Annotated in this window: 10 protein-coding genes; 2 read left to right on the forward strand and 8 right to left on the reverse strand. The window is 66.0% G+C overall.

The genetic code is table 11. The features are described from left to right. Nucleotides 1-30 precede the first annotated feature (30 nt). The 6 genes from tagH to tssH all read right to left on the reverse strand — a co-directional run bounded on the left by tagH (nt 31) and on the right by tssH (nt 7381). The gene (gene tagH, locus IEV99_RS11685; RefSeq protein ID WP_188517970.1) at nt 31-1335 is read right to left on the reverse strand and encodes a type VI secretion system-associated FHA domain protein TagH; all 1305 of its coding nucleotides are present in this window, start codon (nt 1333-1335) and stop codon (nt 31-33) included. A gap of 5 nt (nt 1336-1340) precedes the next feature. Continuing rightward, on the reverse strand, nt 1341-1637 hold the full coding sequence (locus IEV99_RS11690; RefSeq protein ID WP_188517971.1) for a PAAR domain-containing protein: 297 nt from the start codon (nt 1635-1637) through the stop codon (nt 1341-1343). Further along, complete coding sequence (locus IEV99_RS11695) at nt 1638-2228, reverse strand: DUF6931 family protein (RefSeq protein ID WP_188517972.1); 591 nt, start codon at nt 2226-2228, stop codon at nt 1638-1640. Further along, nucleotides 2228-4084: a type VI secretion system Vgr family protein gene (locus tag IEV99_RS11700; protein ID WP_188517973.1), complete on the reverse strand. Its 1857-nt coding sequence runs from the start codon at nt 4082-4084 to the stop codon at nt 2228-2230. The genes IEV99_RS11695 and IEV99_RS11700 overlap by 1 nt, the downstream gene beginning before the upstream one ends. Before the next feature lie 122 nt (nt 4085-4206). Then, a complete protein-coding gene (locus IEV99_RS11705; protein ID WP_188517974.1) occupies nt 4207-4683 on the reverse strand; it encodes an Hcp family type VI secretion system effector in 477 nt (158 codons plus the stop codon). Nucleotides 4684-4735: 52 nt separating this feature from the next. Next, nucleotides 4736-7381 (reverse strand): type VI secretion system ATPase TssH, encoded by a 2646-nt coding sequence (gene tssH, locus IEV99_RS11710; RefSeq protein ID WP_188517975.1) that lies wholly within the window; start codon nt 7379-7381, stop codon nt 4736-4738. A gap of 191 nt (nt 7382-7572) precedes the next feature. Between tssH and IEV99_RS11715 the strand changes: the two genes are divergently transcribed. Together IEV99_RS11715 and tssA are read left to right on the forward strand one after the other, a co-directional pair. Further along, complete coding sequence (locus IEV99_RS11715) at nt 7573-8220, forward strand: hypothetical protein (RefSeq protein ID WP_188517976.1); 648 nt, start codon at nt 7573-7575, stop codon at nt 8218-8220. Between the two features lie 208 nt (nt 8221-8428). Next, nucleotides 8429-9550, forward strand: coding sequence for a type VI secretion system protein TssA (tssA, locus tag IEV99_RS11720; RefSeq protein WP_188517977.1), 1122 nt, complete (start codon nt 8429-8431; stop codon nt 9548-9550). Between the two features lie 17 nt (nt 9551-9567). On the opposite strand, the gene IEV99_RS11725 is transcribed toward tssA, so the two are convergent. Together IEV99_RS11725 and tssG are read right to left on the reverse strand one after the other, a co-directional pair. Further along, nucleotides 9568-11091: a class I SAM-dependent methyltransferase gene (locus IEV99_RS11725; RefSeq protein WP_188517978.1), complete on the reverse strand. Its 1524-nt coding sequence runs from the start codon at nt 11089-11091 to the stop codon at nt 9568-9570. Next, nucleotides 11088-12071 carry a type VI secretion system baseplate subunit TssG gene (gene tssG / locus IEV99_RS11730; RefSeq protein ID WP_188517979.1) on the reverse strand — a complete coding sequence of 328 codons (984 nt, stop codon included), beginning with the start codon at nt 12069-12071 and terminating at the stop codon, nt 11088-11090. The genes IEV99_RS11725 and tssG overlap by 4 nt, the downstream gene beginning before the upstream one ends. Nucleotides 12072-12076 lie beyond the last annotated feature (5 nt).

Here is a 12076-nt window from a genome sequence, read left to right on the forward strand (position 1 = left end):
TGCTGCCCCGGCCGGCCCGGAACAAGCCGGTCACCGCCCGCGCTTGTCGGTTGTTTCCTCGTAAGCGCGTGCGAACGCCTTGCCGAAGGCGCTGTCGAAATCATCGTTGAAGTCGTCCACCAGCGTGGCGTGATGCTTCTTGTAATTGTCCCAGAGCCGCTTCTCGCGGGATCCGGGCAAGAGCCCGCCAGCAGGCGTTTCCGCCTCGATCACGGCTGGCGCCATGCGCTCCAGCAGCGAGCGGGCGGCGGCCTGGGTCGCCTCCAGGGTGGCGACCTGGTGACGGATCAGGTCGTCCAGCGTTTCCTGGACAGCCGCCAGAGCGGGCGTTTTTGGATCGAGCAACGCCGCAAGCGCCTGTTCGTCCGTGGCGGCGAACTTCACCGGGTTGTTGCGGCTGGCGTGCATCACGGTTTGCTGGATCCGGAATTCCTGTTTGACGCTGTTGCGCGCGATCAACAGGTCGCGCACGCCGGCCGTGAGACTGCGCAGCAGCGCTCCCGCGGTGCGCAGCGCCTCGGCCGGATCGGCGATCGCGCGCTCCGAGAGTTCGCCGGAAAGCTCGGCGCCGGCGAGCAGGTCGCCGAGGTCGCCGCCGGGCGACGCCGCGAACGCGCGAGCCGCGGGAGGCGTTACGCCGGCCGGGGCGGGTTGTGGGACTGGAGCGCTGAGCGGCACGGGGCTGTCAGGCGCGGGCGCGAAATCGAGATCAAGCGGCGATGCGGCGCGGAGCTGCGCGGGCGGAAGCATCGGAACGGGTTTAGCCGCAGGTTCGTCGAGACTGAGGTCGAGATCGTCTGGAAAAGCGGCATTCGGAGACAGGACGGCGGGCGGCGTGAAAGCCTGGAACTCTTCCTGGGTCGGATCGCTCTGCAGCGCCGCCGGCGGCGCGGCCTCGTCTGGCCGGAAGAACGAGTGCTCGTCGAACGGGTTCGGCGCTGAAGCTAGGTCAACCGGTTCCGGCGCGAACGAAAACTCCGAAACCCCGGACGACGGCGGCGAACGGTGGACCGGCGCGGCCGGAGTCTGCAGCTCGATCTCATAAGGCCCCAGCCGCAGTCTGTCGCCGCTCTGGAGCGGGTAGACGTTGCCGCGACCCACCGGGTGCCGGGCGTCGTTCACGAAGGTACCGTTGGACGAGAGATCGCGCACTTGCCAGCCGCCATGGTGAAACTCCAGGACGCAGTGCTCCTTGGACAACGCGCGAAGCCCATCGGTGAGCCGCCAGTCGCAGCCGTCGCCCCGGCCCAGTTTGAACTCGCTGGACGTCACGCGGCGTTGTTCGGTGGGAACGGAATCCGGACAGCGCAACGTGGTCAGCACGAGCTCGGTCATGAGGTTCATCCGCCGATCAGGACGGTCGGATAGCCCATGACGAGCATTCCGCCGTGCACGCAAGGGTCGCCGATGCGCGCGGCCGGCAGCATGTTCACCAGCACGGTCATGCTGCCCATCACAATCATGTCGGGAGGCCCGACACAGAGGCACATGTCGGTCACGCGCGCCTGCGGGATCATGCCTGTGAAAACGTTGGACGACCCGGTGAGCACGGGTCCGCCCACATGCGGAATGGGCGGCAAGCCGGGCGTCGCCATGGGGCACAGATGCATGTCGGTGATGCGGGACGCGGGGGGCATTTAAATCTCCTCGGGCGCGATACGCCCGGCTCCGCCGCCCGCGATGTCGCTGGCCGACGTCAGGAAGCGCTTGAAGCGCTCATCCGCGCGCGCGGGGGCGCCGCGCACGGACGCCATCATGACCGCGCCGCCCACCGCGACGCCGGTGAGGTGATCGGCGGGAGGCACCGACGGCTGCCCCTCCGGCGCCATGCTGCCCCCGCTCCAGAAGGCCGCCACCGCGGCCCACGCCTCTGGCGAGCGGAACTGGGTGCGCTGGGCTGCGGCCCAAGCGGCCCGACGCGCAGCGTCGTCCTGCCTCTTTCGAACCCATGTCTCGGCGCACTCCAGGGCGTCCCGATCCTCTGGCGCAAGGGCGCTGTCCGGAACGCTACGCGCGCACATGCACGCCCACCAGACCGCCTCGCGTTTGGGCAGCGCGTGCGCCACGAGCCGCATGGCGTCCGCGTTGAGGCCGGCGGCCTGAAGGCGCAGGAGGGCCGCGGACGCGTTGTCGGCGCCGGCGACCGCATCGGCCGCGGCGGCCTGCAATTCGAGCCGCGGCAGGAGCGGCTCAAGAGGCACATCGAGTTTGCTTAGGGGCGTGCTCATCAGTTTAACATTAACAGGCCGCCGTTGATGATAACCATGGCGTCGCCTTTCTCCATCAACATCGGAGCCTGGGTCTGGTGCATCACCTGCGCCTGCTCGGTGATCATCAAACCCTTCAGGGTGATGCCCATCTGGTCGATCACGATGGTGTTCTCCCCCACCTTGAGGGTGATCGAAACCATCGCCTCCATGGTGATCTTGCCGAGCTCGCATTTAACCGACAGATCGCCCTTCTTCAGCGTCAACTTATCGTCGCTGTCCGTGATGGTGGTCGTGCGCTTGTTCTGGATGTCGCGCTGCTCGTCGTTCTCGATCTCGACCTTGAGGTCCTTCTGGGTATGGAGGAGGACCTCCTCTTCGCCCTTTTTGTCCTCGAACCTGAGGATGTTGGCGTCTTCGGCGCTGTCCGACTTGTAGCTCCGGGTGCGATAGCCGCTTTGCGAGCGGTTGGAACCCGGCTGGAAGGGCGGCTTGGCATCCTTGCCGTAGACCGATCCCACCACAACGGGCCGGTCCGGATCGCCATCCAGAAAGGCCACCATCACCTCGTCGCCGACCCGGGGCAGGAACCATGCGCCGCCCCACGCGCCCGCCGCGCCCTGCATCACGCGCACCCAGCAGGAGGACGAGTCGTCGTCCTTGCCGAGGCGGTCCCACCGGAACTTCACCTTGATCCGGCCGAACTCGTCGACATGGATCTTCTCGCCCGACGGACCCGTGACCTTGGCCGAGTAGACGCCCGCCATTTCGGGCCGCTCGTGCCGTGGCTCCGGCATCCAGACCCGCTCGGTCGACCGGATCTCCAGTTTGCCCACATAGGTCTCGACGCCGCCGGCCCCTGCAACTAGGCCCGATGTATCCTGCGCCTCGTGGCCGACCGCCGTCACGATATACTGTTTTGTTTCCTCGCTGCCGTCTTCAGCCTTCACGGCGATCGGCAGCCGCGCGCCGGCGGTCAGGCGATGGTCCTGCGTGTGCGCCGTGAAGCGCTCCGAGGCGGTTTCCAGCCAACCCATCAGAACCTTGGAATTGTCCAGCTCCGGGCGGGTCGACATGCCGCCGGGCCAGCGAAACACCTCGCCCGGCGCCCACATGGACGGCTCGCCCTCATAGACGCGCGTATCGGTCGCTTTCTTGATCACGACCGACGGCTGGCTGCGCTCCTTGTCCATGTCCTCCAGCTTGACGGAGGCCGATCGCGCCGCGTTGAACTGTCGCCAGCCGGCGAGGTCCCCGAACACGGGCGATTCGTGAGTGGCCGAGAGCTGCCCGCCCGAAAACGAGGGAAAGCCCGAACTCGTCGCGCTGATGAAGAGCTTGTGCGACGAGTCCGAGTGCTGGAAGTGATAGGCGAGCCCGTATTCCTCCAGCAGGCGCGACACGAAGTGCAGGTCCGTCTCGTTGAACTGCGTGCAATACGGGATGGGGGTCAATTCTGGCAGGATACCCCAGGACGCAGCCGGATGATCGTGCTCCTTCAGGACTGTATCCACGATCGCCTTGACGCTCTTGTCTTGAAAGATCCGGCAGTTCTTCTTGAGCCCCAGCTTCCAGATGCCGGGCGACACGACGAGGCGGTAGGTCATGCGCCGGGCTGCTCCCGGCCCTAGGCGGTGGAATTCGGTAACGACGCCGTGAAAGCAGCGCTCGACCGGCGTTCCGTCAATGTTGCGGACCACCTTCAGGGTGACTTCCTTGGCCAGCAGGTCGGATGGCTTCACCTTCGCGTCCCGACCGAGCACGTCGGCCTCGATGCGATAGGGCAGACCGATCTCCTCCTCGACCCGAAGGCCAATCAGGATCAACGCGCCCGAGCCCAACGGCGACGTGATCCTCAACAGGCGGGGTGCATCCATTCCGATCCGGTCCTTGTCACTGGCCGCCTTGCGGCGGACGCAAGCCGGGGAGCGCCGCGGGAGGCCACCTCCAAGAGGGGAGGGGCTGGATGCGTGCGTGTCCCCGGCTCACAGCAGAATGGTCAGTTGGTCGCCTTGGTAAGGTCGTAGATGACATGACCCGTCGTTTTGGCCGAAAACTTGTCGTCGATGTTGATGTATTCGCTGTCGAACTTCGAGAAATTGAGCGAAATCGACTCGGACGGGCGATCGCCGCCGCTGGACATGCTGTATCCGCTGACGAGCGTGTCGCTCAGGACGTATTTCTGGTAGGCGATGTGCTTGCCGTCCGCGTCCGTCTGCGTCATCTCGATCTTGACGGTCTGCGCCTTGCCGCCGATCGCCTCCTTGAGGGCCAGCGGTGACGCGACGTCGAAAGTCTTGGTGACGACGATCTCGGACACGCTCGGCGCCGTCGCCTCACGCTTGGATCCGCCGCCGGAGCCGACGCTGATACCGCGGCCGACGCCCCACTGGAAGCTGTGGAGCTCGATCCACTTCTCATAGCCCTTAGCGGTGACTTCGCCATTGAGGTCGCCATACTTCATATAGATAGCCATTGTGCCATTCCTGTTCCACAGAGGGTCGGCGAATACTTCGCCAGTTGGCCAATCAGCTCAGCTCGTAGACGAAACCGTCGCGGGACGGGTCGACCGCGATCCGAACCTTGGTGACTTTCGATTGATCTGCGAGTTTCTCGAGCAACAGGCCCGAGAGTTCCGGAAGCAGCGACCCGTTGATGATGTGGTCGATGTTCCTGGCCCCAGATTCGACTTCCCGGCACCGCGCCGCAATCGCGTCCGTGACGCCGTCGGCGATCTCGAGCGGAACGTCGTAAGTCTCGCGCATGCGACGGGATACGGACTTCAGCTTGAGGGCGCAGATCTTGCGAAGATTGTCATCGTGCAGCGGGTAGTAGACAACCACGTTGCAACGACCAAGAAATGCTGGCTTGAACACCTTGAGCAGGTCCGGCTGCAAGGCTTCGCGCAGTTGATCCGGCTCAGGCATGAGTTCGCTGTCGGCGCACAACTTGGCGATCGTGTCGGTTCCAGCGTTGCTGGTCATGATGATCACGCAATTGCGAAAGTCGATGTCGCGCCCCTCGCCGTCCTTCATCTGGCCTTTGTCAAAGACTTGGTAGAAGACGTCCTGCACGCCAGGATGCGCCTTCTCCATTTCGTCGAGCAGGATCACCGAGTACGGCCGGCGGCGCACCGCTTCGGTCAGCACGCCGCCTTCGCCGTAGCCGACGTAACCCGGAGGCGAACCCATCAGGAGCGAGACCTTATGCTCTTCCTTGAACTCGCTCATGTTGATGACCGTGAGGTTCTGCTCTCCGCCATAGAGCAGGTCGGCGAGCGCCAGGGCGGTCTCCGTTTTGCCGACGCCGGACGTTCCGGCCATCAGGAAGACCCCGATCGGCTTGCGGGGGTCGGTGAGGCCCGCCCGGCTGGTGCGGATCGCCTGGGCGATCGCCTCCATGGCATGGCCCTGGCCGATCACCCGGTCTTCAAGGCGATCGCGCATGGCCAGCACGGTGCGGATCTCGTCCGAAACCATCCGACCGACCGGGATGCCCGTCCAGGTCGCCACCACTTCGGCGATCGCCTGCCGGTCCACCTCGGGGTGAACCAGCGGTTCTTCGCCCTGGAGCGCGCGCAAGGCCGCAGACGCTTCGGTCATCTCCTGCTTAAAAGTCGCGGCGCCGGGATCATCGGCCGCGACCGTCTCGGCGCTCTGTCGCAATTCGCGGATTTTGGCAACGAGAGTTTTTTCCTCGGTCCAGCGGGCGTTCAGAGCTTCGAGTTCAGATTCCAGCTGCGCCTTCTCGGCGCCCAGACCATCGACGCGGGCGCCAAATTCGCCGCCCGCCGCAGTCTCGCGTCCGAGCGCCGCAAGCTCGGTCTCCACCATCGCGAGCCGGCGCTTGCGGTCCTCCACGGGCGGCGGAACCGCAGCCTGACTCATCGAGACGCGCGCGCAGGCGGTGTCGAGCAGGGATACGCCCTTGTCGGGTAGCTGCCGCGACGGGATGTAGCGGGCCGACAGTTTCACCGCCTCGGTGATCGCCTCGTCGAGCACGCGCACGCCGTGATGCTTCTCGAGCGTCGCCGCGAGGCCGCGCAGCATGGCGGCGGCGAGCGGTTCGGACGGCTCTTCCACCTTCACGACCTGGAATCGGCGGGTGAGCGCCGCGTCCTTCTCGAAGTACTTCTTGTATTCAGCCCAGGTCGTCGCCGCGACGCAGCGCAACTCGCCGCGCGCCAGCGCCGGCTTGAGCAGGTTGGCGGCGTCGTTCTGACCCGCCTGGCCGCCGGCGCCGATCAGGGTATGGGCTTCGTCGATGAACAGGATGATGGGTTGGGGCGATGACTTGACCGCGTCGATGACGCCCTTGAGGCGACTCTCGAATTCGCCCTTCACGCCCGCGCCGGCTTGCAGAAGGCCCAGGTCGAGCGAGACGAGCCGCACCTTTTTCAATGCGTCCGGCACGTCCTGGTCGACGATGCGCAGGGCGAGGCCTTCAACCACCGCGGTCTTGCCGACGCCAGCCTCGCCGGTAAGGATTGGATTGTTTTGACGCCGCCGCGTGAGGATGTCGATGACCTGGCGGATTTCGCTGTCGCGACCCAGGATTGGGTCGACCTTGCCCTTTCGGGCTTCCTCGGTAACGTCGGTGCAATAAAGGTCTAGGGGGCCGCCGCCGCGCGGGGCGCCCCCGGCAGGCGCGCCGGCATTCCCGGGCGAGCGGGTGGAAACCTGCGCGAGCTGTTGCTCTTCCTCGCTGCCCGACGCCCACGCGACCGCGTTCTGCCGAAGAGCGTCGCCCGAGACGCCAAACAGCGTCGGCGAACTGTCGCGCACCGTCCGCGACAGCGTTTCATCGCTGATCAGCGCGGCGATCAGGTAGGCGCTACGGATCTGGTTCTCGCCGGCCTCCAGCGAGGCCAGCAGCCAGGCCTCACGAAGCCAGGTCACGATGTCGGGGGATAGAGCCGGAGCGCGTGAGTTTCCGGTCTTCAGCCGATCAAGAGATCGATTAAGTTCTGACGATACTCGCCCAGCGTCGATATCTTGGTTGCGCAAAATCGTGGCGACGTCGCTGCCAGCCGTTTCAATTAGTTTTAAAAGAACATGCTCGATTTCGACATTGTAATGCGTTCGCGACAGCGTCAATCCGGCTGCCGCCTCGATCTGCCGTCGAGACATTTCAGTCAATCGTGTGACTAACGACTTAAGATTGACGGCAACCACGGGTTACACTCCATAGAAAATTGAAGTCATCCCATATCGTTCATACCACCCAGCGGAGGCTAGCGGCTGGCTGAATGTCTGTCCACTAATCCACTTTTCCGGCTTCCGGCGCTGTGCCGAACCTCACATCGCGAAACTGTCACCAATGCATACTGACCCAAAAAGTGTGTCGCAGGCCGGAGAAGAATACCATGTCGAACAAGACTTACGTCGTCAGGCTCGTCGACTGCATGCAAGGGCCGGGAGGTCTCAACGACGACGCTGGACCCGTTCTGGCGTCTTTGAAAGTTTGGTACGCGGCAGTTTGCCAAGATGCGTCTGCCAAGGGCGAAGCGTGGACTGCCGATGTCGCATGGATGAATAACCCGGCGTCTTCGAATGCTTCGCAAAACCCCGGCGACGGTTTAGTGTTTAATCTGATGCTGTTCTTTATTCCGTCGCCGCGAGAAAGTGTGATTAAGCTTAACGTCAACATGAAGGGCGTTCCGCTGCCTATGGACGACCGCACGGTTTGGGGTCTGACCTCGTCATCGGAAAAGAACAGCAAGACGCTGGTCGCCATCAGCGAGATCTATGTCGCACGGTGCCGCGCCGGCGGCGGAGACGCGGTGCTCAACATCGCCCGCATGGGGTTCCACGAAGGCATGCACAACCAGCTCGGCCTCGGCGACGGCATGCACCGCAGCGCGCGCGGCTTCAAAGCCGAGACGCCCGAAGGAAACTCCCCGCTGGCCGAAAACATCAAGGACATGGCGAGCAGGATCTCAACCCTGGTGCCGCAATGGCCCGAAGGTCTGCAGGCCTGGCGCAACAATCAGAACGATCCACTCGGGATCTGATCCAAGGAGCGTCGCAACACGCTGCGCTTTCAGAACGGGTGCGCCGAAAACCCGAACGCGCGGTTGGGATACAACGCCGGTTCCGGATGGCTATCTTTACGGCGTCTGATTTATGCCTTCTGCTGGCGCCGTCGCCAGGCCCGAGCGACGTGGGCGATAAGACTGATAAAATCGCAATCAAGCCGTCCAGAGCAGGTTCAAGCGCGACATGGCTTCTCTCCCCATCGATCTCGAAAGCCTTTTGGCTCCGCTTGCGACCGGTGACGACGGCGCGGGCGTCGACCTGCGTGGCGACTATTCGCCGACGTCCGTCTACCAGCGGCTGCGTGATGCGCGCGCCGAAGCGCGGGCCGGCGAACGCCGCCGCGATCGTGGCTTCGATGGCGAGGAGGGGCGGGCGGAGGCTGACCGGGATTTCATCGAAAGCTGGCGGACTGTGCTGACGCTCGGCGAACAGGTGCTCGCAGAGACGGCAAAAGACTTCGAGGTCGCTGCGTGGTTGACGGAGGCGCTGGTGCGCATCCACGGATTCGAGGGCCTCGAGGCCGGAGCGGGGCTGATCACGGGCCTGTGTCGCGACTTCTGGGAGAGCGGCTTCCCGCAGCCGGATGACGAAGGGTTGGAAGGCCGCGCGTTGCCGCTGGGCGGACTTTCTGGCGCAGGCGCGGACGGGACCATCATGCAGCCGCTGCGCATGCAACCGCTGTTCTTCCGCGGCGATCGGACGCCCGTCACGTTCTACATGATCAGCCGTGCAGTGCAGATCGCGTCGCTCGGCGATGACGACCGGGCCAAGGCTCTTTCGGCACCCGGGGCGGTCGGCCTCAGCGCGCTCGCGGAGGAAGCCGGCCGGGATCGCGATACCGTGCAGTACTGCGCGGCGGTTGTCGCCAATTGCTCGGCAGCCTGGCGGAGCATGGACGCCGCCCTGACGGAGCGCTTCGGCCGGGACGCTCCGTCCACCCGCAACGTCACCGTGATGCTGGAGCAGATCGGGGATGCAATCCGCCAGCTCGGCGGCGCCGTCGCCGAACCTGCTGCCGAGGCCGCCCCCGCCGAGCAGGGCGGCCCGATCTCGGCGGCCGCCCCGGCGGTCGCCGCAGCCGCCACAGGCGCAATCCGCACCCGCGAGGATGCGTTGCGCGAGCTGAACAAGATCGCCGATTATTTTCGCAGGACCGAGCCGCATTCGCCTCTCGCATATACGCTCGAGGAGGCGGTTCGACGTGGGCGCATGACCTTGGCGGAACTGCTCCAGGAGGTGCTGCCGAACGACGAGGCGCGGCAGACCATGCTGGCGCGGCTCGGCATGCGGTCGGAACAGACCTGACGGCCTTGTGCTTCCGGTCAGATGACGTCGAGCGCTCGCCAGGCAGGCGCCTTGTCGCGCAGGATGTCGGCGATGGCGGCTTCCAGGCCCGCCATGATTTCTGCGGCGGGCACTGCGCCGGCGGGCGGCAGTCTGGCCGCAATCAGCGCAGCGTCATCGTGGGTGGCGGGATCTTCAAGGAGGCGTTGCGCGACCGCAAGTTCCAGAGCGCTCGCGGGCGTCGCGCCGCCCAGCGCCAGACTGGCGAGGCCCAGTTGGGCGCGTCCGACCCCGTGGGGGGCGAATTCGCGCGCCGCGACAGCGTTGAACCGGTGCGCGGAATCGGAGGCGGTCGCCATCTCTGGGTCAGCTCCAGGATCGCGCCAGAGCGGCGCGGCCGTTCGGGAGCCAAGCAGCACCGCCAGCAGTTCGGAGGCCGTCAAGCCATCGCATCCCGGGAGGGTCCGCAGGGCCGCAATGGTTTTCGGCCCTGATGCGAGGCTTGCCCGGATCGGGGCGACCTGTGCGGACGACAGGGTCGCGACGCCGGCCTGGGTTGTAAACTCCATCTCGCCTTGCGCGTGCGTCACCGCCGCAACCCATAGCCCGTCCACGGCGCTTTCCCGATCGAGGGCTCGACGCCCGCGCATGTAGACGTCCCGCCGAAAGGCGCGCTGGACGCACAGGTCGAAAATGAGTTGGCGCTCCGCCTCGCTGCCCGCCTCGTCCCAGAGGGCGCGCTGGGCGGGGTCGAGGCTCATCTGCGGGAAGTTCTCGTCGACGGTGGCGCTGCCCACGAAATCACAGCGCGCCGACGCCATCGCGTCGGCCACGTCCTCGAAGAAGCTGGGCCGCCAGTGCTCGGTCTGGAACTCGTGGATCAGGTAACCGTCGCTGGCGCCAGGGGCGTCCCCGGTCAGGACCCGGCGCCAAGATGACGGCAGGAGGTGAGGCGCTCTGGCGGCGATGAGGCGCTCCGTCAACGCACGAGCCGCCTGGACGCCTTGCAGGGGATCGCCGGCCTTGCGGATCTCGCCTCGCGCCAGCCGGGCAAGCCCCATGGCGGCCGCTGCGCCCGGCAAGGCGTTGTACGACACCAGCGCGATGCCGCCGGCCTTCAACCGGCGCCGGATGATGCGTAGAATTCCGTCGCGCACCGGATCGGCCACCCATGACCAGACGCCATGCACCGTGATGACGTCGAATTCCGGCAAGGCGTCGATCGCGGCGTCGCCGCATTCGGCGAGGTCGGCCTCTATGAACCGCAAATTGGCGAGCCCGGCCTCCGCCGCCAGTCTTCGCGCTTCGGCGATTTGCGCCGGATTGTAGTCGATGCCGATCACGCTCGCATGCCGGTTCCCTGCCGCCAGCAGCGAAGCCGTGTAGCCCGTGCCGCAGCCGATCTCGGCGATCGCGAGCGGGGCCGCGGGATCGACGTCCCAGCGCGCGCCCGCGAGCGCGCACACGGCGCGCAGATGGGCGGGCGCCTGGAACCCGTGCCAGCTCGGCGGGTAGATGCGCGTCACCGGGTAGCCGCGCGACCAGCCTGGGAGACCGCTCATGCGCTGACGCTCCTCATGTCGGGGGCCACGGCGCGCAGGACGGCGTCCGGGCAGTCGCGGGTGCGTGGCCGGGGCGCCGTGCTCCAGCTGTCCCAACCCAACCGCCGGGGCTTCGCGTCTCCGCCGAGCGCCAGCGCTGGAACCTCGCCTGCGGCCAGCACGGGGTTGAGGGCGAAATCCTGCTCGAGGCCGATCTCGAGCCGGACAAGTTCGACCAAGCGCGTGTGCAAGGGCGCGCCCGGGAGAAGGCTCTCGAAACGCTTCAACGAAAGCGGGCCGAGGCGGATCACGAAACGGGCGGAGGCGTCCCACACCTGCGAGCCCGCCGTAGCGTCAACGCCGAGCTGCGTGAAGCGCCCCGCCGCATCGGCGCTCGGCAGTTGCGACTGCTCGCTCATCGGCAGCCTGATCCAGCCGCCCGTGAACTCGACGATCTCGACTTCCCCGCCGGTTTCGGCCGCCAGCAGCCCACGCAGCCGTTCCGTACTGCGGGAACGCCCGCCCAAGCCTCCCGCATGGAACAGCACCGCCTCCAGCGGCGTCGCGAGCGCGGCGGCAAGGTGCGGCGTTCCAAGGCCTACCACGGCCGACAGCACACTGTTGGTGAGCCTGGCATTGCGCGTAGGGCGGTATTTTGCTCCGGCCTTCACGAAAAGGCCGGTGAAACGACGTCCAAGAAGATCCAGGAAGGCGTGCAGGGCCGGCGAACGACGGCGGTCCTCGCCGTCAACTTGCGCGGTGTAGTGCCGCGGCAGCACGCCGCCAGGGCCAACGAGGCCGAAGGTCGGCGTCAGCAGCGCACCGCCATGCTGATCAACGATCGCGGCCTCGCCGACGGGCCAGCCCAGTCGCCCGGTGGTGACGTAGGAGAGTTCGGTGGGATCGCGACCATGCCCGAGCACCGCGACAGCCTGATCGAGGCTGAACCGACCCGGCTCGCGCGTGAGCTGCTCCAACGGCGTGAGTACGTTGCGCGGCATCGGAG

Source organism: Alsobacter metallidurans (genome assembly GCF_014636935.1).
GTDB lineage: Bacteria > Pseudomonadota > Alphaproteobacteria > Rhizobiales > Beijerinckiaceae > Alsobacter > Alsobacter metallidurans.

What these genes read in the sequence shown, in the direction of transcription:
- tssG (WP_188517979.1), bottom strand. Translation starts at nt 12,071, where the DNA reads ATGCCGCGCAACGTACTCACGCCGTTGGAGCAGCTCACGCGCGAGCCG.
- IEV99_RS11695 (WP_188517972.1), bottom strand. Translation starts at nt 2,228, where the DNA reads ATGAGCACGCCCCTAAGCAAACTCGATGTGCCTCTTGAGCCGCTCCTG.
- IEV99_RS11700 (WP_188517973.1), bottom strand. Translation starts at nt 4,084, where the DNA reads ATGGATGCACCCCGCCTGTTGAGGATCACGTCGCCGTTGGGCTCGGGC.
- tssA (WP_188517977.1), top strand. Translation starts at nt 8,429, where the DNA reads ATGGCTTCTCTCCCCATCGATCTCGAAAGCCTTTTGGCTCCGCTTGCG.
- IEV99_RS11705 (WP_188517974.1), bottom strand. Translation starts at nt 4,683, where the DNA reads ATGGCTATCTATATGAAGTATGGCGACCTCAATGGCGAAGTCACCGCT.
- tagH (WP_188517970.1), bottom strand. Translation starts at nt 1,335, where the DNA reads ATGACCGAGCTCGTGCTGACCACGTTGCGCTGTCCGGATTCCGTTCCC.
- IEV99_RS11725 (WP_188517978.1), bottom strand. Translation starts at nt 11,091, where the DNA reads ATGAGCGGTCTCCCAGGCTGGTCGCGCGGCTACCCGGTGACGCGCATC.
- IEV99_RS11715 (WP_188517976.1), top strand. Translation starts at nt 7,573, where the DNA reads ATGTCGAACAAGACTTACGTCGTCAGGCTCGTCGACTGCATGCAAGGG.
- IEV99_RS11690 (WP_188517971.1), bottom strand. Translation starts at nt 1,637, where the DNA reads ATGCCCCCCGCGTCCCGCATCACCGACATGCATCTGTGCCCCATGGCG.